This is a genomic window from Chitinophaga sp. RAB17, from assembly GCF_052114225.1.
Lineage (GTDB): Bacteria > Bacteroidota > Bacteroidia > Chitinophagales > Chitinophagaceae > Chitinophaga.
Window position 1 is genome coordinate 871,812 of the sequence record NZ_JBFREI010000003.1, and the last position, 23,244, is coordinate 895,055.

Here is a 23,244-nt window from a genome sequence, read left to right on the forward strand (position 1 = left end):
GCTTTTAGGATAACATAATTCTGTTGCAAATAATCACACTGTTTTCTTTGATACCATTCATAAACACCGCCTTATGCGGGTCCAGTGTTTTAGCTCCGCCAAACCAACGTGGCTTCAGGTGAAATACCCAGCCATAAGGCTGCCCGGTGTTATCTACAAAATCAATGGGGGTATTGGGATAACGGTCGTTATAGTCATTGATAAAGTGGTAGAACAAATCACCCAGATCCATTTTAATCGGGGTACGTGCCCTGAAGTAAGTACGACTGTTATCCAGTGGCCCCTTCTCCATTTCCAGGCCAATAACAATCAGGTCTTTCATCTCATCTTCATTTACTTCCGGCATATCTTTATACATTGGATATTGCCACCACTTATGCACTTTCACCGGAATGGCCATCATCTTCTCAAAAGTTTTATAAACAAATGTGGGCAAAACAAAGGAAAACATACTGGTAAGCATAGGATAATACAACAAGGTATCTTTATCCAGGAAACGATTGACCAGCACAAAGCCTACGCCGCCAAACAGCCAGATGGCCAATATAAAAGCCAGTTCGGATACCAGTGTTGTTTCATTGGCCCAGAAACGGGTATACATGAAATGGCAATGCACTACGCCCAGCCCCAGAAACCATACTTCATAGAAAAAATACTGGTTCATCAGGTTTTGATGGGTAAACAGGAAAGGGATGGAACTGATAACGGCAAATACCAGCGTCATACACACTAAATACAACAGTGCTTTCTTTTTATAAAGGCTGAAATTTTTAATGTATCTGCTGAGCAAAGCCACTATGAAAGATCCTACGGCCAGCACGCCGGCCAGCATAAAATAAAACTTAGCAGTGTATCTCATAGTTCTGTTGATGTCAAGGTTTTTCGGGTTTGGGTACTAACATTTCTTTGGTTTTTCAGATGCCCGGTAACAGCAAAAATAATTCCATAATAAACAACAGCCTGCTATCAGAGATAAAAATTATATCCCATGATACCCTGATCAGGTTGCTTATCAGACATCACTACCTTCTTATCTCCCGGAGGCGGCAACAGTAACGTGTTAATTTCCACATCTGCCGGCAAAAAATAGCCATAGCAGGTTTCCAGCAATTTGCCAAATGGCTGCCAGGGAAGATAATCGTATATACGTTGGCGTTTAACCGGACCGATGCTGACCGTTAACACGGGCATATCTGTATAACATTGCGTGCCCACCATGGCATCTACCCCCAGCAAACATTCTCCCAGGGGAATGCCGTTACCCGTTGTTACCAGCTGTGGTTCGCGATTCCAGGAAATATCAACAGTTTCTTCCAATACCTGCTCCAGGCATAATTTCACCAGTGACATATTACCCGCAATATGATGCATATATGGCAGCAGCTTCACCAGTCTGTTGGCTGCCGCCGCCGGAAGACCTGCCGGCAGTTCCCAAAACGCGTGGAATAGCTGGTCTGCATCTTTGCCAAATACATCAAACAACAAATGCTTTTCCCGCTGTTCCAGGTATACCCGTTGCAGAAAAAATTCATTCTCCAGGGGCTGGAAAAATTTACGGGCCTGCTGCTGTTGCTGCTGCTGCTTTTTATAACGGGCCACCATCTCAGTCACCCCGCTTTGCCGGGAAGAAGACTCCTGTTTAAACTCGTGAAACATGCCCTGCGGTAAACGGTCATAGATCCCATCCCGTGAAAGAGAGAAATTGATAAATGGCTGATAAGGTTGACTATCATCCAGTTTTACATGAGTAATATCTGTAGTAAACGAGCGCGTAAATACATTTTTCATCTGTACTACCACTTCTTCCTCCCGCACATGATTATCCAGTAATTCTCCCACCACCACTTCTGCCCTGACATCATAGGGCAAAGCATTGACGTGATCAATCACTTCCTCCAGCACCGCAGCCTTCTCTGCATTGTTTACCATAAGGCATTATTTAGGTTTTTCTTATCCTGCTATTACTGTTAGCATAACTATCTTTCATCTATGGTTCCGGGCTAACAAGTCAGTAACAAAAATAGGGGTTTGATTTAATTATTATGGCTTAAATTTTGATCCGTGGAAAAAATCTTTTTTACGTGAATTAACTCTGGTTATTTGTCTAAATTTATATTAAAATTGTAAAAACCTGAAAAACCGATGGCCCCCCGTAAACCCGAAAATGAACGTAAGGTTAACTCATTCCGACCTTTTGGTAAAATAGCCAGTCATGTTGACCCCATGGTGCTCTGGACATTTCTTGGTCTGTTCCTCATCAGCGCAGCGCTGCTTGCCTTTCAGATGGACGGCAGGGAAGATTGCAGCAATACCGATATAGCACTCAGTCATATCCAGAACAGTAACAGTAAAGCTTATTCCGTAGGCGAAGTCATTACCTTTAATGCGGAAAATCACGACAAAAAAACAGGCAGCTATACCTGGGAGTTCGGTGACTCCAGCGCTAAAGCCACCGGCAGACAGGTATACCACTCTTTTAATAAAGCAGGCAGCTATATTGTGACACTGACCTCCGGTAAATGCAGCTGGAATAAGGAAGTGCTGGTAATCATGAATACGCCCGTTGCCGTCGCCAATAACGCAGATGTATTCCCTGTTATTGATGGTCCTTCTGAAGCCTTTGCAGGCCGACCAGTTACCTTCAGCAACAAAACACCCTCGGCCACCAAATGGAGCTGGCACCTGTTGCAGGACAACGCTGAAATACATAGCAATTCATCAGTTACCTATACTTTCTCCTCTCCCGGCGAAAGAACATTATCACTTATTATCAATGGTGACAGCAGCCATATGGTACTCAAACACATTACCGTATTCCCGGCCCGTCCGGTGGAACGCCAGGAAACACCTCAACCCGTTATTGACCTGAATCCTGCACCAGCACCTGCGCCCGCCCCGGTACCAGTACCCGAAAAGAAGCCATCTATTTCTGATGAGGAATTTAAATACCTCCTTATCCAGGTAACGCTGAAACAGAAAACTGCTGCAGACTTCGCCCAGTATCTCTGTAATAATCTCAACGCCAGAGTGGTCCTGAATGCGAATGATGTAGATAATTTCACACATTTCTGCTCCCGCATTTATGGTAAGAAAAAATTCAAAATAGAAAGGGTTAATCTCACTAAAACACCAAATGGGTGCGTAAATGAGATCCTGATCATGTACGACCGTAAAAAAGTGTTGGGCATATTTTAAGCTGCTATCATGAAAGGAAAATATTATAAACTACCCATAGACTTTTCTCAGTTGCTGCAAAAAAAAGATATGCCAGCCATCGCACTGGAAGAGTCTATAGAACAACATATCCATCTGCTCATCACCACTGTACTGGGAGAAAATAAAGATGATGCCCAGTATGGCTGCCAGTGGTGGGACAGCGACTTTGATATCAAGGCTTCCAACAATGAAGTAAAAGAGCAGATAGAGAGCGCCGTCAAAACATCTATTGTTCGCTATGAAAAAAGAATAGCACAGATACGGGTAGTGGCCGCCGTAAACCAGGAAGAACTGTTACTGCCGGCTACACGCAAGATGAAGAAGAAAATCCGCGTCACGGTATCAGGAACCATCGCCAAAAACAATAACCCGTTCCAATACAGTAGTTTCTTCTACATCAGCCCGTTGTCGTATGATTGATCATTTGTTTATTAACACCACCCATGAAAGAAAAAAAAGAACGTATAAAAGACAGGATGCTGAAAACCGCCGCCCGCCTCTGGGGATATCCGGATGCGGAAGTGGAAACCTCTTTTGACCCGGTAGTACAACTCCTGCTGGAAGCCTGCGCCAGTGAGCTGGAAAAAATTTCCGGCGAAGTGGATGTTTCACATGCGCGACTGGTGGAAAGACTGGCTCAGATCATGATGCCGGAACCCATCACCAGCAGTCAGCCTGCCTACGGTATCCTGCATGCCCTGGCCACGGAGCCTGTCGCGGATATTCATGCCGATCATCAGTTCTATCATCATACCAAAACAGGTACCCATAGCCGCGATCTTTTCTTTTCTCCTGTCACCAGCCATCGCCTTTTCCGCGGCCATGTCCAATACCTCGCTATAGGCAACAAGCTTTATGAAACACGTGACCACTGGTTCAAAGAGCAGATACTGCAGGGACAAACCTTTCCCGACATGGCCCCCAATCATTTATGGATTGGCCTTTCTATGGAAGAGGTAGCACATTCCTGGGAAGGCATGTCGTTTTTCTTTGACCTCCGCAACGTGCACCAACAGGAAATGTTTTACCATTATCTGCCACTGGCGCGGGTATTTATAAACAATAAAGAGATCTCCATAAAAGCCGGGTACCATCATAGCCGCAGTGCAGCAGAAGAAGAAGTAGACAGCATGATCCAGGTGGCCGTAAATAACAATGCCCGTTACAGTCAGCATATACTGCATCGTTTCCGCCGTCATTTTCTCACCGTTACGGATGCCCCTAATGCCAACAATCCTGGCATTCCGGAAGCACTGCTCCGCATTTTCGGCACTGACAGCAACCGGATCAACAAAGAGGTGCAATGGCTGCGTATTGAATTTCCCGAGGCATTGCATCACACGCTGCTGGAAGATTTGTACTGCAGCATTAACTGCTTCCCGGTGATCAACAAAAAAAATAACGAGCAGTCGATGAAGCTGAATCGTTATCTGAATATCATCCCCATGCAAACACCCGATATCTTTTTTGATATCAAACGGGTATATGACCTGGAAGGCACCGATTACTATGTGCGTAATTTCTCTACTGCCGGACAAATGCAGGAAGGCGAACTGGTGATCCGCAGCAGCGGTATCGGCCGGTTTGATACCCGCGAAGCCAAAGAAGTAATCGCCTACCTGGTGGAAGTGATCCGGGATGAAAGTTCCCTCTTTGAAGAAGTGAAGAATGACTATGTGACTAACCGGATGCGGGAACTGCATCAACTGATTGCATCCCTGGAAGAGCAATTGCAGCCGGGCGCCAATAAAGGGAATATCCCTTACGTGATGGTGAAACCTAAAGAAAATGCAGAATATATCTTCATAGAATTTTATTCCACCAACGGCACCGCAGCCAATAACATCCGTATGGGTACGCGCCTGCTGGAGTATGGCAGTATCAACACCCGCCCCAATAGTATTACCTTACTCACCAATACACAGGGCGGGAAAGACCGGCTGAATATTGATGAAAAGATAAATTTGTACCGCTCCCATTTGTTATCCCATAACCGTATTGTAACACCGGAAGATATCAAAGCACTCTGCAAAACTATCTTTGGAAAAGAAATGAAGGCAGCTGTTGTAGCCAAAGGCATTGCCCTGCAACCAGGTAGCGGCGCCAGCTACAGCCGGACACTGGATATCCGTATCACCCTGCATCAGGCTACGGAACGTTATCCTGTTGCCAATCTTCATTATATGAAAGAGGAGTTGCTGTTGCAACTGGAAGAGAAGTCCAGTAATACATTTCCCTACCGGGTATTTGTAAATGACGCACTGGTATAATATTGCTTCACCCGTCATTCATCAGCGAATGCTGATAAATGACGGGTGAAGCATATGCTTCGCTGGCAATGCGCTGATAACCAGTATTACTTTAATTGGTTTATAAAAAAGTGATGCAATATCCGGCATCCCTGCCATATCCTTTCTATCTGGCCGCTACAGTATTAACCAGCCACCCACCAGCAAATACATTACTTCTGTTATCACCTATATTCCTCAGCTGCACCTCTCCGCCTGTTTTCAACAAACCTGCAGGTACTCCCTTTTTCCCGTCTGCAGCGTAGAGCACCACAGTATTACCGAAGCCGAGGTCTACGTATATGCGGCTGCTGACCAACCATCCTTTACCAGAGAGACTGGAATTTTTACGTATATACACTCCGTTAGCCTGCAGGTCATCCAGCAATTGAATGCTCACCAGCTGTCCATCTTCGAAGGAGCCGTTATTTTGCAGACGGGCTGCATATACGACTACTGCGTGTTTCGCGGGTGCTGATTTACCCAGTGTGATACGGATCGTATTAAAATCCTTGTCCCCGGTCTTACTAACCGGAGCAGGTGTGGCGAATACAGATCCGTTGCTGGAATTTTTACTGAATACGTTATAGCCAAAGCCTGGCATATATAATTCCGGGCTTTCAAAAAGCTGCTTGATCGCAATGATCTTGTAGATATACTGGGCAGTTTCATTATTGAGCAACAACTGGTAGTAGTCGTTGCTCCCCTGCCGTTTTATATTTTTGGAGATGTTGCCCGATCCGGCATTATATGCCGCTGCGGCCAGTGTCCAGGAGTTCAGCTGATCATGCAACAGCCGTATTAGTTTGCAGGCGGCATGTGTTGCTTTAATCAGGTGATTGCGTTCATCATAACCAGCGCTGACTGTCAGGCCCAGCTCCGCCGCCGTGCCAGGCATAATCTGCCATACACCCTGGGCGCCTACCGGTGAAGTAGCATTACTCAGACCGCTTTCCACAATGGGTAGGTATTTAAAATCCAGCGGTACATTGTATTGCTGAAGAATGGGTTCTATAATGGGGAAATACTGTTCGGCTTTCAGGCGCAATGCAGGCAGGTAACCCTGATAGCGCAGGTTGCGTTTAATCACATCCATGAGACGATAGGAAACAAAATCTCTTTCCATCGGTACAACTTCCCCGCAGAAATCCACCTGTTGTGCTATCCCGGACCGGGTGAACAACAGGAATACAAGTAACGTCAAAACAAAACGCGTCCTCATTGTTTGGCCAACATGTATTTAGGAAGTACCGTTACCGGCACATATAATACCACCTGTTGCTTTCCTTCTGTTGTTTGCAGTACAATAATTACTTCATCGTCTTTCTTATATTGTTTGGAAGGCACTACAAATACCTCGCTGGCTTCCTCTCTGGGGGCGATGATAGTGGGTCCTTTTTTGTAAAGGATGGGCATGGTATGCAGTAGTGAAGTATCTTTTTTCTCTTTGTGAATCAGACTGGCCTTCACAATTTCAAATGGTTCTTTGCCTTTATTACGGATGCGGAAGCAGAAGTAATTCATGCTGCTCAGCGTCATGGCTTGTGCATATCCGACGCTGATACCATCTACTTTCACTTCGTACTGGTGATTTACTTTATGATCTTTCCCGAAGTCTTCCGCAATTTTACCAACGGTAACGGTATCTACGCTGATAAGGTTGCCGGTTTCTTCCGGCAAATTAGCCAGCTGTTCATCTCCGCTTCTTTCCCCCCTGCCGGGACGTGGCGCCTGTGGCGTTGCTTCCGGCGTGGTGAAGGCGCCTGTGGTTTTGGACTTACCGGATAAGGTGTATTTCAGGCGGGACAGATCCGCCTTATCATGATACGCAATGATCATGTAATGAATATTCTCTCCTTCCCGGACAATCAGGTTAGTTGGGCGTGGGGCCGCAGTAATGGGGCGCAGAAATACCATATTTCCATCCACTATGCGATAATCATAATCTGTATTTTTTCCATCGCCGATCTGAAATGTACTGATGGGGGCGCCGGAAGTAATAAGCGTTACCGCTCCTTTGGTAGTCAGAATACTATCTGTACCTGTCTGGGCTTTTACGGATAACCCTGTACTTGTGATTAACAAACAAAGCAGTAAACTGCACAACACTCGTTTCATCTTTAGGTCAGCTTTTACCTTTAAAAAATGTAGGGATTCTCCGGTCGTCAGCTTTCGGGCATATACACGGGCTGTCAAAAGCATCGTTAAAGCCCAAAAGCTGACCACTGAGGGTTATTTACCATCCTGCTCGTAGGTAGTATCCCAGTCTGTAGCGTCATCGCCTTTTTGACCCTCCATTTTGATCAGGAAGTTCTTGGCAGGGAAGTAAGGCTTCAGATGGATATCCAGGTGGATCCGGTCTTTCTGTATCGGATCCTGCTCAAAGCGGCGGATATTAAAGTCTTCAATCAGCTTATCAGGACCGGTGATGCCATCCAGGAAACGGATAATCTGCTTCATCAGGTCCTTGCGTGTATTGGCATTAAAGTTTTCGAAGGCACGGCGGTTCAGGAAGTCCATCAGCACTTTGGTCACGAAATCGAATACCCGCACAACAGAATAAGTTTGCAGCCCCAGGTTATCCCCGTTGAACAGTGTTTTAGCACTGAAGGCCATTACTTTTCCGTATTCTTTCACCATGGGTACCAGTCCCATTTTTTCCAGGCTGGCAATTTCACTTTTCTTCAACTCGAATTTCACCCCATCCACTTCGTTCATGCCACCGAATTTTTTACCGGCAGTTACCTGCGACATCAGGGTTTTATAGATCTTGCCTGCCAACGCACCGGAAGGCGGTACATACAGATGATCCTGTTCTCCCACTTCATCAAATTTACCGCGGCCTACCAGCCAGTTGCAGGACATGATTACATTGGAGCGATGGATTTCGCCACCAGTAAGATTGGCCTGCTCAAACATCTCCATCACATCATCCGGCGCATCCAGATGAGCGAAGTCTGTTACCAGCATGGCTTTATTTTCATGGGCAATTTTTGCCCATTTTTCTATCACCTTATTGGAGCCCAGGTAGCCGGGAACAACAAGCAAACTGTAGTTGGTACGCAGATCCAACCGGTCATAGTTGCTCACCAACTCGTTGTTGACAGCATCAATAAAACGGGTATTATCCAGGTCTTTCAGCTGCTCCAGTTCCACGTTGATAAAGGAAATGTTCTTTACCTTATCGGATTCTGTATTCTTGAAGAAGAGTGCCACATTCCGGTAGGACTGTTCCAGTTCACGGGTGGAGTCTACTGCTTCACCCAGATTGGCTGACAATACCTTTCCGGCTTCTTCCGCGTGGGAAGCACAGTAGTCTACCATTTCAGGCAGCTCTGTTGTTTCGGACAATACTTTTTCCCAGAGGGACAGTACTTTTTTGAGTTTATCTCTTTCTGTTTTTTTGCCGGCTTCTGTCAAAAATATATTGCGGCGCGCCTTACGCTCGGGATTAAGGTTTTGTGCACCTTCAACGGTACCTTCCAGGAGGTCAAAGCCGCCATACTTTGCAAGATCTTCAATATTTCCGCTGAGGTTAACTTCCTGCTGTGAAGACTGGCCATCATTTTGCAGCTCCTGGTTTTTCTGTAATTCTGCCATAATCAGTGAGGTTATGTTCCTGAATGGGGAACTGTTAATTATTTGGTATTAAGGTCTTTCATCATGCCACGAATTGCGCCTAGTATCGCTTTGCGGGCATCCGGATCGGCCAGGGCTGATTTCAGGATTTTATTCGTCTTCAACTGTTTCATAATTTTCAGGTATTGTTCCTTCTCAGTTGCCAGGTCGTTGAGGAAAGCACTTTGTTCTGTAATACCTTTTATACCGAAATCACCCAGGTGATGGAACTGTAATTTTTCCGGCACAGTGCGACCTTCTGCATCATGGAAACTTACATTCACGGCTGGCTTGAAATGTTCAAAAACAGCTTCTACGGAAGTAAGCCCTTCCACTATTTCAGGTTTAACGGGTGTTTGCTGGGTTAACTTTTCAGCAAACAAGGTACGGTTATGCGAAATTTCCGCGATGGCTTCGTTGGCGTCCAGCTTCACTTCTGTGCCGCCAATTCCGTAGTTGTCATTCATTTGAGATAAATTTAGAATTTTGGAATCTGACAATCATCAATTTATTGTCCAGTCTAGCTGATCATTTTTTATATCCAGTGTTACTGTCATATCTTTTCGCAGACTACCACCTATGATCATGCGCGACAATGGTTTACGCAACTGACCCCGGATCACCTCCCGCAGCGGGCGGGCACCATACTGGGGAGAATAGCCCATCAGTGCCAGATGCCGGCGGGCATCCGCAGATACGGTTAAGCTGATCTCCTGCTGCTGCAATAGTTGCAGTAAATGCTGTAAATGAATATCAAAGATTTTCTCCACGTTTGCCTGCTGAATAGGACCAAATGGAACAATCTCTGTAAGTCTTCCCAGGAACTCCGGCCTGAAATGACGGGCCATCAGTTCCATCAGCTGCTGCGATGCAGGGATCACATTCTCCTGAAAAGACCTTGCAATCGCTTCACTGCCAATATTGGAAGTAAACAACACCAGCGCATTGGAGAAATCGCCTGTTTTCCCCAGCCGGTCGTGAAGTTTTCCTTCATCCATGATCTGCAAAAAAATATCGAAGACAGATGGATGTGCTTTTTCAATTTCGTCAAACAACACTACAGCGTAGGGTTGTTGCCGTATTTTGTTGACCAGCAGCCCCCCTTCTTCATACCCCACATATCCAGGAGGAGCGCCATACAACAGAGCCGCCGCATGTTCTTCTTTAAACTCTGACATATCAAAGCGGATCATACAACGTTCATCCTGGAACAGGAAGTCGGCCAATGATTTTGCCAGTTCCGTTTTACCGGTACCTGTTGGTCCCAGGAAAAAGAAAGAGCCTATGGGCTGTCCGGGCCTGCTGAGGCCGGATCTTGATTCCAGTATGGCATCCGCCACTGCTTTGAGTGCATGGTCCTGTCCTACTACCCGCTTACTTAACTGCTGCTCCATGTTCACCAACCGCTCTCTTTCCTGGGACTGTACTTTTCCCAGGGGAATGCCGGTGATAGCAGCAATCATGGTAGCCAGATCTACCGGAGTCACTTCTTCATGCGGAGTGGTTGTTACGACAGAAAGCTGTTCCAGTAGCTGTTGCAGGTAAAGTTGTATATCCGCAACTGCCGTCATTTTACTGACATCCTGCGGGGTATGCAACCGGGCAGCTAACAGGGTACCTAACCGTTCCGTCATTTGCCGGTGAAACCATTGAAAATCATTTATTTGTAAGGAATCCTTACTGTTAAGGGATTCCAATTCCAGTTGTAAAGTTTGTAACAACCCGGCGCCGGTGTCCTGCATGGCGCGTATAGCAGCCATGGTACGGTCCAGCAGGTTTATGGCACTGTCCGGCAAAGATCTTTCTTTCAGATAGCGCCGCGACAGGCGGATGGATTCGTGTATGCTTTCAGGTGATACGCTGAGTTGATAGAAATGCTCATATACCGGTACTACTGCGCTCATCATGCGGCCAGCCAGTATTTCATCGGGCTCTGTCAGTGTAACGGTTTCAAACCGGTGCCGCAGAATGGCATCCGGCTCTATGAGCTTACGAAACCCTTCCGGCGTGGTGGTGCCGATGAGAATAATTTCACCCTGACCCAATGCGGCTTTGATAACATTGGCCATACCTCCGCCGGATTGCTTGTCCAGCAGGCTGTGAAGATTATCGATAAAAAGTATATGCTTACCCGTTTGTTTAAGCTGCTGAATAATTTGCAGCAGGCGGTCTTCCAGTTCGTTTTTATAAGCAGCCCCAGCTATAAATGCACCATAGTCGAGTGCATACATTTCTGACGACTGCAACTGCAGTGGCACCTGTTTTTGCACGATAGCACGGGCCAATCCTTCTACCAAAGCGGTTTTACCCACTCCGCCATCGCCGATCACCAATACACTGGCGCGATCTTTACGTGTAAGCACTTCCGTGATGCTCCTGATTTCCCCATCACGGCCTATCACCGGGTGAAACGTTTTCAGCAGTTGCGGATCTGTAATACGATATACATATTTCAGTGCCCCGGGTTTAATACGGCTGGGGGTGGTGCTATCAGGTGCTATTTCTTTTCCACTTTTTCCGGCAGCTTTTAATTGCTCCCTTGTAAAGGGAAATGTTTTCAACTGTTCATAGGAAAAGCCGACTCCTGGTGTGCACAGTGCCATGAGCAAGGCCCAGGGATCCGCTTCTCCGAGATCGTTTTCTGTTGCTATACTGATGGCTTCCTGTAGTACTGCTGTTGCCGCTTCATCCGGTTCTGGTTCATCCGGAATACGCGACGCCTTAGGCATCTCATCCAATCGGACTTCCGCCCATTCTTCCAGGTAGTATACATCCAGGTTTAATTGATGCAATGCAGGCGCCAGCCCTGTTTCTCTGTGTAAACAGGCGCGCAATAAATGCGCAGGTGTATACTGCGAATGATGATAATCTTTTGCAATGGCTGTTGCTATCCTTATGGCGGATTGCAATGCAGGTCCAAATATGGTCAATGTTGACAGGGTCATTTGGATGATACCAGGTTTTTCAAATATTAAGTTAACAATTACAATTACTATTTGGGCGCCCCTCTTAGGAGGCAAAGTAAAGATACAGCGAAAACATTTACATAGAATTCAATCTAAAAAAAAACTCGTTCGGGGTATATCATTCTATGCATAATCGGATATTATACGTATTTAACGTCCTTCACAACACACTACCACAAAGGGTTACAACGAATATAAAAAATATCGCAACATATTATTTAAATTTTATTTTTGAAGCTGAAATCTGGCAGAAAAATGAAATTTTAAAGGAAATTATTGGGAGGATGTCTACCTATTAAATATGATACAGCTATTTTTCCCATCTCCTTAAAAAAATTATGACCTGGAAAATGCCCTGCTTGTCCAGATACTGCTATTGTCCTGCAGATCTTCCGCCAATTGAAGCAGTGACATAAAATCGAGATAGAAATTCTTCAACATCTGCCTGTCCTGCAGCGATCTGTTCAGGGTTGTTTCAAAATAGTCCATCCCATGACCAATACCGATGTAAACGCGGTTATTATAAAAAGAAATAAATAACCTGGCAGTGCTCCGTTCCTGCAGGCGGATGATTTTTTCCATTAGTCGTTGCGTCAGCAATTGCTGCGCTTCGTTTGGATCCGGGGCATATACCATAAATAATTTATTGAAGGCTGCATCTGCGGGCAGCACCTTTTTGCCGAGGTCCCAGGTTTGAATAAATCCGTTGTCGGCAGCGGTGTTGGAAAACAAGCTTTCCATTGCGGAATTGCGGGAAAGAATATACACAGGGGTGCTGAAATAGCGCGGGAACTGTCCAATAAAATAGCTGCCGGAGAAGACTGTATCGGGTCCCTGCCCGCGTACTGTCACCAAAGGCATATGCATCACCTGGAGATCGCAGAACTGGAAATTCATCTCCCCTGTTTTACCATATACCTGGTCATTGCCACTAATGCGATAATTTTTCTTCGCAAACAAACCGCTTTCGGTAAATTCCTCATAGCTGGCATAGTTGAGCGGCTGATAAGTATAGGAAGGATTAATAAAACCAATAATGGGCTTTACAATTCTTGTTTTAAAATCATGCTGAAAATCTACCGCATCGTCCACTCCTTTTCTTTTCATCATAAAATAACGGACCCCGTAACTGCCGAGCGTAAACAGCAATACAATACCCACTATCAGAAATGCCTGGTTACCAAAACCGCTGTTGGTGGCTTCCGGTGCCTGCTGAGTGGAAAACCTGACCATAAAATAAATAAAAATGGCAAACGGAATCAGGCAGGCAGCCCACATCCAGCGCATCCAGTTGCGACCGGAAATGCGTTTTTGTTCCATGGCCAGCAGCTCATTGCTGAGCTGCTGATCCAGGAAGGCATTAAATTCTTCCAGTGTTTTCATGAATGATATGTTATCAGTTAGAAGACCAGTGGGCAGAAGATCCACCTATAGAAATGGGAGACACATCAGGTACCTGCTGACTGATCAGCGCCTTAAAGGGCTGTACGTTTTCGGCGGACAAAGGCAGTTTAAAAAAAGAGCGGCTTTGTCCAAGCCTTACATGCGCATATTCCATTGGGAACAATCGCAATCTGATAATACGTAGCGGCAGGGTAAGTTTATAATCCGTATAGGTATCTACGTTATTCACTGATTCTCCTTTTTCAAGACGGTTTACAAAGTCATGAATTTTCTCAGGACGTTTCTTCGCGTGGTACAGCATAAAGAGATAGGGGATCAAAACAGCTACGGGTAAAAACAACAATATAAACAGCACACCATTGGGTGTTTCATTGCTTTTTCCGGCAAAAATACTATAGGCTATTCCCCCAAAAACAAGCACAGCAAAAACTTCTGCGGTAATAAGGGCATTAATGGTTTGCTTTTTATCCTTCTCGTGGATTTCAAGCAATGTTGTTTTCAGTTCAGAGAGGTTATTCATGCTGACATGTTGTGTTTAGCAATATGGATTTACTTCATTTGGATTTCAGTTTATAGAAATTACTGATAGCAAGATAAAAACCGGCTATGGATACCAACGCATAAGCGGAAATCAGCGCCCAGATACTTTCTCCCGTTACTTTATAAATCAGCATTTCAATTTTGGTGATACTGATCGCATCGTCTCCCGGGCTATGAAATTGTTTGTAACGATAGAAGATAAGTGCTATCCCTGCAATGCCGAGTAACAAACCAACGATCACACCTCCCCAGGAAGGCGCATCTTCCTCATCGGGAGATTTATTTATCTCTTCCTCTTTTTGAGAATCATTTAAAGTGCTCATGAGGATGATGGTTAAGGGTTATTGAATCAGGGTTATTTCGCACATCTCATCCGATCTGTTTCTCCGAGGTTAACCGAATTAAAATCGAATCATTCACAGCGCTAAAATAAATGAAAAAGAGAGAAAACACAAAATGCAATATCAAATGATACTTACTTCCGGTGGATGTACATATTCTTCCCAGGCAGCCTCTGCTTCAGCAACAGAGATATCACCACTATACACCATCACTCTGTATTTCAGCTGGTAGCGCGCTCCCGGGTAAAGCTGCCATGGTTTCATGCGCGTAGGTGTATAGTTAAACATGAGTTCCCCCCCTTCCATATCTTCCGGCCATACGCGCAAAGGTTCGGGGGAATCAAAATTCTCGGGATAGTTCATAATCAGCATGCCTGCCTTTCCCTGTGCGGTCGTGCCTGATATTTTCACCCAACGGGCGCGGGTGCTGTCGGCATCTTTGCGGGTTTTCCCTTCTGATGTCAGTACCTGGCTGGTTTTAGCCGTAAACTCCGTTGTTGTTCTCAGCCCGAAACCACCGCCATAGCGGTATTGCAACAGGGTAATACCATTGGGCGTATCCGGTGCAAAAGTGGAGGTAAAATCCCATTCCCGGCGGGATCCTTCCTCCGTAGCAGGGTATGCCTGTACCAGCCACGTTTCCCGGATAGCTGTTTTTTCCGTACCATCTTTCAGAAATGCAATATGATCCTGACCAGCGCTGAATCCGCACCATACATTACCTGAAAGGGTTTCCAGGTGACCATTAAAACGTACTTTTCCTTCTTTCTTCTGCACATTCCAGAAATCTGTTTCTCTTCCTTCAAACAGCGTGTGGGTCCATGGATTCCAGATACCCATATGATGCAGGTGTCCGGCATTTGGGAAGATGTTAGTCAGCACTACGCCATTGGGAGCCCAGAGCGGATGAATAAAGGCGCTGCGGTTATATACGGTATCTGCGCCTGCCGGAGCAGCTACCGTTTCAAAATTATATTGCAGAATAGGTTGTTGTTGTTCTTCCAGCAACAGATGACCACCCTGCAGGACTGTTTTCATGACCGGATTGATCACCGCTGTGCCTTTTTTCAGTTCGTATTTCCTTTCCGTACCGGCAGGCGTAGTTCCCTGCATAATCCAGCATAACTGTCCCTTGTATACATTAACGGCAACGGGCGTACGCTTTCCGTTGCTGATTTCTTCCAGGCTAACAGGTGCATTACCAACACCGGCCGGCAATGTCGTATATACAATACTGTTATTCCTCCTGATACTGCCCGCTTTTACAATAAAACCGGCAATTACCTGTGCATGGATGCTGGTAACAAGAAATATCAGAAGAACGGTTAACCCGTGGAATTTTTTCATAAACTGCTGCATAGATTCCCAGAAAAATACGGTTTACTTTTTCACTATGCAAATACTCTGCGTAGGGAAATGATAATATTGTTGCAGTATGGGTAGCTTATTATCTTTTAAATCAATATTTTTGAACGCTTAATAAGGATACTATGGCATCCCCAAATATGAATATGCTGACTACCAAACTCATAATAACCAATAAAACCGCCTTATTACAGAAATACGGCGATAGTCACCAGCTCATACTGGATGATTTAAATGCGTTGCAGACCTATGATAATAGCAGACACCTGGATGCACATATTATTTTCATTGACGACACCGTGCAGATGCAGGCTTACCAGGCTACTGCTGTAACAGATGCCACCGATGACGCACAAAATAAGAAGGCAATCGATGATTTATACCGTTTTTTTTCACCGGGATATATACTACTGGTGGGGGCACAGGATATCATTCCATTCCAGCGTTTAAAAAATTTATTACCGGGCGACAATGATCCGGATGGAAATATCCCCAGTGATCTGCCTTATGCATGCGATACGCCTTATGACACGGATCCGGGGAAATTCATTTCCCCTACCCGGGTAACAGGCCGGCTGCCGGATATTCCCGCAATGGGGGATGCGAGCTACCTGCATACGCTGATTACCAATATTATTGAAGCTGCGCCTGCCCAGCGGAGTGATTATCTTCCTTACTTTTCCATCAGCACCTTTGACTGGCAGGATTCTACGCAGAACAGCCTGCAGAATATTTTTGGGAATCATACCAGCATGCTGTTATTTCCGGGAGATGAAACCATGACAGGAACTAACTGGACTGCGGCCCAATTGCAGGCAAAAACGCATTTCATCAACTGTCATGGCGCTATTTATAATCCTGCCTATTACGGTCAGAAAGCAACGGATTTTCCGCTGGCCATACGATCTGATATACTGAAAGATAAAATCGCGCATGGCACCATTGTAGCGGCAGAATGCTGCTATGGTGGCCAACTGTTTGATCCGAAAAAGAACAGCGCCAAAAGAATCAGCATGGCCAACAGTTACCTCCTGAATCATGCACTTGCCTTTGTAGGTAGCTCCAATATTGCTTATGGCCCACCCACCGGACAGGGATTGGCGGATTTGCTGACACAGTATTTTGTGATCAATGTGTTGAACGGCGCTTCTACCGGCAGAGCCCTGCTGGAAGCAAGACAGCGGTTCCTGAACGAAATGGGCCCCACACTGGATCCCTACGAACTTAAAACAGCCGCACAGTTTTACCTCCTCGGCGACCCGTCCTGGCAACCGGTGATCAATGATAAAGATCCCAGTACCACCGCCGCGGAACAGCCTTTCGTAAATACCGTGCAAAACCGCCGCGACAACCTGGAAGCCAGAGGTAAAATGCTGGACGATTTTATCGCCGTTCCACAGCCTTCTGATGGCTCCCATGCAACAGATCCTGCGCTGCACACCGCCATGCACCAGCTGTTGGATGAAAAAAACTTTGCCAAAGAACGGGACCCTAAGATTTTTGTAAACAGGAAAAATAGCCAGGCAGGCAAAGAAGATGTCAGCGGCTCCATGCCATCTGTAAAATTTCACGTATTTTCGGAATCTGCCACCACCGGGGAAATACCGTTAACAAAGGTCATTGTGGTGAAAGAAAAAAACAATCAAATACTGGGGTATCGTGAATATGTCAGCAGATAAAACCAACAGGGACCAAAACAATCCCTTTATTACACTTACCGGACGCCTGGTGCTCCGCACATTTGGCAAACATAGTAAAAGTGAACACCTTGGCGTATTCCTGGTGACAGATCAGGGAGACTACCTGATACGTCCCGCAGGCGCTAACCCTTTTATGCAGAATCCCCTGATGCCACTGGCCGGCAAAACGATTGTTGCCACCGGTTGTATTGAGGATTATGTATTTCTCGCCCAAACCTGGAAAGAAGAGGAATAGCAGTCGGGGGCTTCGGCGAAAACAGCTATGAATGTGTGCATAACCAAGGCCCTGAAAAGAGATAGCAAGCCCGATGGCGAACAATGGTAAAATCTGAACTACCACCCGGTTCCACAGATAAAAGGGATGACAAAGCCAATAGCCAATAGTCATCATGCGCGCCCTACCCGATTCTGGAAAGAGAAGCGGGCGTAAACCTGGTGGGTAACCATAACAAGTTCCCTGCCTGGCAATAAACAGGTACGCTATAACTATACACTACATGTATATGTTTTTTTGTTATTTTGTCGTTTCAACGAATCCGCTGATGCTGCGGGAACGCGAACGGTCAAATGTTTACCTATGAATTTAGATGCGTTTATTAACCACCTTGTACGCGAAGGACAAGTAGCTGTAGTCAACCAAATGATCCCTTTTACACCGCAGGAATTACAGGACACCCAAACGATACTGGAGGCATATTACCAAAACGATATACTGGAAATACCTGGTACTGCACCGGCTTTCGATGCGGATGCCGCCCTCTGGGCTGCCGGGTATATTTACAGAATAGCACAACTGGCAATGCTCAGGGAAGCAGGAAAGCAGGACATCCTGCACTGGCTAAGGCCTTACCCCGCAACACCCACCGCTGCCAGCATTTACAGCGCAGACCTATGTTTGCGGTATCTGCCAGACCTGTTCAGTCTTAGCAAAGGCCTTACACCAGATGATCCGCTGGTGCAACAAATCAGGGAAACAGCCATGCAGTGGCCTTTCTCTTCCACCGGCATGAACCTGCCTGCCAATGGGGATCTCACGGCAGTAATCGCATCGCCCGCTCTCTTACAGGCTTATGCCGACAGAATTATCGCCACCCGTGATTTAAACAGATGCGATATTCCGGCAGTACAACAAACTGTCACTACCTCACTTGGTAACTACGCGAGCATACTCTGGCCGGATTATAAAAAATGAACGAATTAAACACCGATAAAAGAACGGATGCACAGCCACCGGATCGTGACCAATGCCGTGATATGTGCTATAGCGTCCATACCTAAAAAGGATCGTATTGCGATCGTGTCGGATAATGGGGATTGGGCGGTGTATGACCCACATCATAACAGATCAGCGGAGTAATACGGCACCGGTACCGGGACCATTGGCGTAGATAATACGTCCATTTTCCATTTTAATACCAGTAGCAGTATCTTCTGCCAGCAGCAGCGGACCATCCATATCCACATAGTCCAGCAGCGGCAGCAGATGTGCTACCGCAGAGGTACCCACTGTGCTTTCATTCATGCTACCCGTCATCACCTTCATGCCGGCTTGTTTTGCAGTAGCTATCATGCGCAGGGCAGGTGTAATGCCCCCGCATTTGGTGAGTTTGATATTAATGCCGTGGAAATAGCCCTGACATTGAGCTACATCCTGTTCTACAATACAGCTTTCATCTGCTATTACCGGCAGCACCACCTGTTCATACACCTTTTTCATTCCTTCTTTATCGGCTGCCGGCATGGGTTGTTCGATGAATTCAACACCGAGTTCTTTTAATGCAATGGCGTTGCGCAATGTTTCATCAACACCCCAGGCACAGTTGGCATCTACCCTAAAAACTGCGTCTGTGTACTTTCTCAGCTCAGTAATGATGGCAATATCTTCTTTGGTGCCCAGCTTAATCTTATAAATAGGCCACGGAAATTCTTTCAGTTTGCGCACCATATTTTCGACGGTGTCAATACCAATGGTATAATCTGTCAGCGGATTATGCGTAATATCCAACTCCCATACTTCGTACAACTTTTGGTGCTGTTGTTTAGCATAAAGGTCCCATGCAGCAATATCCAGTGCGCAGAGTGCAAACATATTGTCCTGCAGCAAAGGATACATATCCTGCCAGAAAGCGGCGGGAGTGCTGAGATGATAATTTTCGATAAAAGAACGATGTTGTTCTATCGCTTCTATGAGACGGGGCACCGTCATATTGTAGTAGGAATTATCTGCTGTTTCTCCCAATCCACTGTGGCCATCCTGCTCCAGCTTCGCTACCAGCAAAGGTTGCACGTCTTTCGATTTACGGGAAATCGTAAAGGTGTGACGAAATTTCAGTTCAAATGGGTAAAGGGTGAGCTTCATATACTGAAAATACTACGATTTTTTTTCTTGTGCACGATTAAGCGCATTTTGTGGAATACGATATCGCCAGTAGTGCGAGGCTACCGCAGGAATATTGATCCTTTCCGTGTCTGGATGGCCGGCTGAGCGTCCTTCAGCGGCCAGCAGATCCTGTATCTGGAAAATGCGCCACATGGCAGGTGCCTTCATATGGCGGGCAATGATTTCCCTGATCAGCGCCGGGCTGGCTTCCGCAGGTGTAGGCCCTTTATGATGTAGTTCCTGCTGGTAATATTTTCTGGAGATGTGAACGTCTTCCTGCCACCATCCTCTCAATGTGCTCATGTCGTGCGTAGAAGGCGTTAATACAGAAAGATAGGGCGCTTTTGATATTGCTGTAAAGGTGACGTCTCCTGTTTTTGGCATGCGTTCTATTTCCAGGCTTAAAATACCTTGTGCCTGCATTACGCCGGGAACACATGCTGGTACCATACCCAGGTCTTCCCCACAAATAAGCATGCTGGTAGCTCTTTTGATCAGCGGCAGTTTATGGATCGCCTCTTTGCGCCAGCAACTCTCCTGCCGTACATAGAAGTAGTCGTGATACAATGCCTGCAGATGCCTACGGGTGCTGCTATCCAACGCAGCAAAAGAATAGGTAGCTGCCATATCATAACGGGGATGATACAACGTTCTGTTGCGGTCTGTCACCTTTATAAACAGTACATCTGCGAGGAGGGTATACAGCATATTTTTCACCGCTTCCGACAGGGTAGATTCCAGCACTTTCCGCTGGGTATCAAATGCAGGGAGCAGCTTATAACGACCATCTGTGAGGGGTTCCATCAGCTGCTCTTTCATCATACCGGCATAATTACCAAAAATATCTTCCAGGATGGCGTTGGTGATGTAAGGCTGACAGAACCGGTCTTCTTCAAAATCTATTCCACGCAGCCGAATTTCTTCCCGGCTAACGGGAACGGCTGGATGAAAATAACCGAGTATTCCCTGTATAGCATCTCCGGGTATTTGCCAGATGCGGAAAAAACCGAGAATATGATCGATACGAAAGGCATCGAAGTAAACGGACATATGCCGGAGTCTTTGCTGCCACCACTCCAGGCCATTGACCGCCATTTGTTTCCAATTGTAGGTAGGAAAGCCCCAGTTTTGTCCTGTTGTGGTAAAACTATCCGGAGGAGCACCTGCCTGCATATCCAGGTGATAGCATTCGGGATTCATCCAGGTATCTGCGCTATGACGGGCTACACCAATGGGAATATCTCCTTTCAGGGCCACGCCGTATTGGTGTACCGCTGCTGTGGCTGCCGCCAACTGCTTGTGGAGATGATATTGTACAAAGAAGTGATAATGTGCTGCCGCAGCAGCCGCTTCATCTGCTATGATAAGTTTGTTGATAGCCGTGTAGTCGTAAACGTTATGGAGCGGCCATTGGGTAAAATCGCCTGTTTGATAGCGATCGCGCAGGTAACAATATACTGCATAAGGCAGGAGCCAGTGTTCATTGGAAGCAAACCACTGCCAGTAATCGCGTGTTTGCAGCTTCTCTCCTTCTGCTTCGTATAATGCCCTGAGATAAGCCAGTTTAAAAGACATGACCGTTTCATAGTCCACTGTTTCCTTTTCGTTCAGCCATTGCCGTAACCGACCGAATTGCCGTTGCAACGGATGTGTATCCGGCAGACTGCCTACCTCCTGCAATCTTATGTATAGCGGATGCAGCGCGAAAGAGGAAATAGCTGCGTAAGGATAGGAATCTTTCCAGGTATTGGTTTGAATGGTATCATTTACCGGCAGTACCTGTATGAGTTGAAAACCTTTGTCCTGTGCCCATTGCGCCAGTTGAGGCAGGTCTGCAAATTCCCCGGTGCCAAATCCTTCGGTACTACGCAGACTGAATACCGGCACCGCAATGCCGGCGCCCTTCCAGGGGGTATAGTCTATGCGCAGGAAGCCATCGTGCAGAATTACCTGTCTGCCTGTTACCGCTACCGTATACAGTTCCCTGTTATCCCCATTTTCGAACTGTACAAATTGTTGTATGTCCAGGTCATAAATACCGTACTTATAATAAAGCGGCATTGGTGCTCCGGAGAGATCCAGTGCTACAGAAAACCAGCCCTGGGCATCATATTCCAGCAATAATGGCTGTAAAATGTTCCAGTTACCGGTTGATGGGCTACTACCCAGTAAACAAATGGTTTTATGACAATCTAACAGGGGCGCCTGTACGCGAAATATATGCGTGGCCGTTAGTCGCCCATTGATAGCAGCGGTGGTTCTGGGATAAAATACGCGGGAGAATGGTGCGGTGAGCCAGGCATTTTCCGGGCGGGTGGCATCATTCCAGGTATCTGTAAAAACCACTTCCGGATGCTCTCCGGGGGTGAAGGCAAATTCCCGTACGGCTCCTTCGTACACTACGTCTTCCAGTTCTCTTAAAATATACTGGTATTGGAGGATAAACGCTTCTCCGGGAGCCAGCTGAATATCAGTATACCACCAATCTGCATTCAACCATTGCATACGGCGGGCATGCCTGGGGACATCACTGCCCAGTGCAGGTAAATTACCCAGCAGATAAAGTTCCTGCCCGTAATAAGTATGGTAACGAAGGTAAAAACGTAGTCTATAATTCATTTTGTCCCGGCTAAGCCGGAACAAAGTAAGAAAAAATAGGGATCAAGTTGAAAACCTGAGGGATAGTGTAAATTTTAAGCATAAAGGAAGAATGCCACAGATTTAAGCCTCCCAGCTGCCCGAAAGGCTGCATCATGGATATTATGGGAGGAATTTTATCTTCATTGTCGCTAAATGCTCTTTTAAGATATAGCGCATCAAGAACACCCATCATTATAATCAGCATTACCTTTTCACTATGTAGATTCCGTCTATGCTATGCTTAGCACCCGCTAAGTACATATAGAAGCACTGCAGCAGAGGTGGACTTGATGCGGGGGTGAGGTTCGGATGTATAACAGGGATGAAATTGAATCAGAATACGCATGGTGGTCAGAAATGGCCATAGCAGCGCTGCTTCCCTACCAGGGGGGAGCTGCGGAAAGAAATATACTATTTAAAGGAAGCAGGTATAAGGGTTTATTCATCAAAATATCTCCGTAGGCAAGGATCACTTTATTCCAGTTGAATGACAGTTGGATATGCGTGTGTATAGATAAGTTTGGGAAGTAATCTTGTCCGCTTGGGGTAAGTACGTTTTTTAGCATATTTGGGTACCTGTGGCGCCGCTACCGCAATAATATCGGCGGCCATGTATTGTCTGCCGTTCGATAGGCCGTCCCTGTACATGGCTCTTATCTGGAAAACTACTACCAGTGAGCCCTGCCCGGGTACATCCAGCGAAACATTTGTTTCCTGGAAAGTGGTATCCGGATCTATCATTAGCGTGACCGTTTCGCTACCCGCCACCTGGCGTGATATAAAATC

At 46.2% G+C, this 23,244-nt stretch carries 19 protein-coding genes and 1 pseudogene; 6 read left to right on the plus strand and 14 right to left on the minus strand.

From position 1 onward, the window contains the following. Positions 1-4: 4 nt before the first annotated feature. On the minus strand, positions 5-859 hold the full coding sequence (locus AB4Z08_RS15280) for a TssN family type VI secretion system protein (RefSeq protein ID WP_441574618.1): 855 nt from the start codon (positions 857-859) through the stop codon (positions 5-7). Between the two features lie 107 nt (positions 860-966). After that, positions 967-1,929, minus strand: coding sequence for a hypothetical protein (locus tag AB4Z08_RS15285; protein ID WP_441574619.1), 963 nt, complete (start codon positions 1,927-1,929; stop codon positions 967-969). Between the two features lie 213 nt (positions 1,930-2,142). Between AB4Z08_RS15285 and AB4Z08_RS15290 the strand changes: the two genes are divergently transcribed. The 3 genes from AB4Z08_RS15290 to AB4Z08_RS15300 are packed head-to-tail and all read left to right on the plus strand — an operon-like array spanning position 2,143 to position 5,486. Then, positions 2,143-3,195: a PKD domain-containing protein gene (locus AB4Z08_RS15290; RefSeq protein ID WP_441574620.1), complete on the plus strand. Its 1,053-nt coding sequence runs from the start codon at positions 2,143-2,145 to the stop codon at positions 3,193-3,195. Positions 3,196-3,204: 9 nt separating this feature from the next. After that, on the plus strand, positions 3,205-3,636 hold the full coding sequence (locus AB4Z08_RS15295; RefSeq protein ID WP_441574621.1) for a GPW/gp25 family protein: 432 nt from the start codon (positions 3,205-3,207) through the stop codon (positions 3,634-3,636). Between the two features lie 23 nt (positions 3,637-3,659). Beyond that, on the plus strand, positions 3,660-5,486 hold the full coding sequence (locus AB4Z08_RS15300; protein ID WP_441574622.1) for a hypothetical protein: 1,827 nt from the start codon (positions 3,660-3,662) through the stop codon (positions 5,484-5,486). A 145-nt stretch (positions 5,487-5,631) separates the two neighbouring features. On the opposite strand, the gene AB4Z08_RS15305 is transcribed toward AB4Z08_RS15300, so the two are convergent. From AB4Z08_RS15305 to AB4Z08_RS15345, 9 genes are all read right to left on the minus strand, one after another. Beyond that, positions 5,632-6,726, minus strand: coding sequence for a transglycosylase SLT domain-containing protein (locus AB4Z08_RS15305; protein WP_441574623.1), 1,095 nt, complete (start codon positions 6,724-6,726; stop codon positions 5,632-5,634). Next, the gene (locus AB4Z08_RS15310; RefSeq protein ID WP_441574624.1) at positions 6,723-7,622 is read right to left on the minus strand and encodes a hypothetical protein; all 900 of its coding nucleotides are present in this window, start codon (positions 7,620-7,622) and stop codon (positions 6,723-6,725) included. Before AB4Z08_RS15310 ends, AB4Z08_RS15305 begins: the two co-directional genes overlap by 4 nt. Positions 7,623-7,736: 114 nt before the next feature. After that, positions 7,737-9,104: a DUF5458 family protein gene (locus tag AB4Z08_RS15315; RefSeq protein WP_441574625.1), complete on the minus strand. Its 1,368-nt coding sequence runs from the start codon at positions 9,102-9,104 to the stop codon at positions 7,737-7,739. A gap of 38 nt (positions 9,105-9,142) precedes the next feature. Continuing rightward, positions 9,143-9,589 (minus strand): hypothetical protein, encoded by a 447-nt coding sequence (locus AB4Z08_RS15320; protein WP_441574626.1) that lies wholly within the window; start codon positions 9,587-9,589, stop codon positions 9,143-9,145. Between the two features lie 36 nt (positions 9,590-9,625). Continuing rightward, the gene (locus tag AB4Z08_RS15325) at positions 9,626-12,067 is read right to left on the minus strand and encodes an AAA family ATPase (RefSeq protein WP_441574627.1); all 2,442 of its coding nucleotides are present in this window, start codon (positions 12,065-12,067) and stop codon (positions 9,626-9,628) included. Between the two features lie 357 nt (positions 12,068-12,424). Continuing rightward, positions 12,425-13,471 carry a DUF3137 domain-containing protein gene (locus AB4Z08_RS15330; protein ID WP_441574628.1) on the minus strand — a complete coding sequence of 349 codons (1,047 nt, stop codon included), beginning with the start codon at positions 13,469-13,471 and terminating at the stop codon, positions 12,425-12,427. Between the two features lie 13 nt (positions 13,472-13,484). Then, the gene (locus AB4Z08_RS15335; protein ID WP_441574629.1) at positions 13,485-14,012 is read right to left on the minus strand and encodes a hypothetical protein; all 528 of its coding nucleotides are present in this window, start codon (positions 14,010-14,012) and stop codon (positions 13,485-13,487) included. Positions 14,013-14,046: 34 nt separating this feature from the next. After that, complete coding sequence (locus tag AB4Z08_RS15340) at positions 14,047-14,355, minus strand: hypothetical protein (RefSeq protein ID WP_441574630.1); 309 nt, start codon at positions 14,353-14,355, stop codon at positions 14,047-14,049. A 141-nt stretch (positions 14,356-14,496) separates the two neighbouring features. Further along, complete coding sequence (locus tag AB4Z08_RS15345; protein WP_441574631.1) at positions 14,497-15,720, minus strand: PmoA family protein; 1,224 nt, start codon at positions 15,718-15,720, stop codon at positions 14,497-14,499. A gap of 143 nt (positions 15,721-15,863) precedes the next feature. Between AB4Z08_RS15345 and AB4Z08_RS15350 the strand changes: the two genes are divergently transcribed. From AB4Z08_RS15350 to AB4Z08_RS15360, 3 genes are all read left to right on the plus strand, one after another. Continuing rightward, positions 15,864-17,417, plus strand: a complete 1,554-nt coding sequence (locus AB4Z08_RS15350; RefSeq protein WP_441574632.1) for a C25 family cysteine peptidase — start codon at positions 15,864-15,866, stop codon at positions 17,415-17,417. Then, the gene (locus tag AB4Z08_RS15355) at positions 17,404-17,673 is read left to right on the plus strand and encodes a hypothetical protein (protein WP_441574633.1); all 270 of its coding nucleotides are present in this window, start codon (positions 17,404-17,406) and stop codon (positions 17,671-17,673) included. The genes AB4Z08_RS15350 and AB4Z08_RS15355 overlap by 14 nt, the downstream gene beginning before the upstream one ends. A gap of 342 nt (positions 17,674-18,015) precedes the next feature. After that, complete coding sequence (locus tag AB4Z08_RS15360; RefSeq protein WP_441574634.1) at positions 18,016-18,630, plus strand: hypothetical protein; 615 nt, start codon at positions 18,016-18,018, stop codon at positions 18,628-18,630. A 153-nt stretch (positions 18,631-18,783) separates the two neighbouring features. On the opposite strand, the gene AB4Z08_RS15365 is transcribed toward AB4Z08_RS15360, so the two are convergent. The 3 genes and pseudogenes from AB4Z08_RS15365 to AB4Z08_RS15375 all read right to left on the minus strand — a co-directional run. Further along, entirely contained in the window at positions 18,784-19,797 is a 1,014-nt protein-coding gene (locus AB4Z08_RS15365) for a dipeptide epimerase (RefSeq protein ID WP_441574635.1), read from the minus strand. 12 nt (positions 19,798-19,809) lie between these two features. After that, complete coding sequence (locus AB4Z08_RS15370) at positions 19,810-22,437, minus strand: 4-alpha-glucanotransferase (protein ID WP_441574636.1); 2,628 nt, start codon at positions 22,435-22,437, stop codon at positions 19,810-19,812. A 495-nt stretch (positions 22,438-22,932) separates the two neighbouring features. Beyond that, positions 22,933-23,244 (minus strand): annotated as a pseudogene (locus AB4Z08_RS15375) (hypothetical protein); the annotation flags it as partial.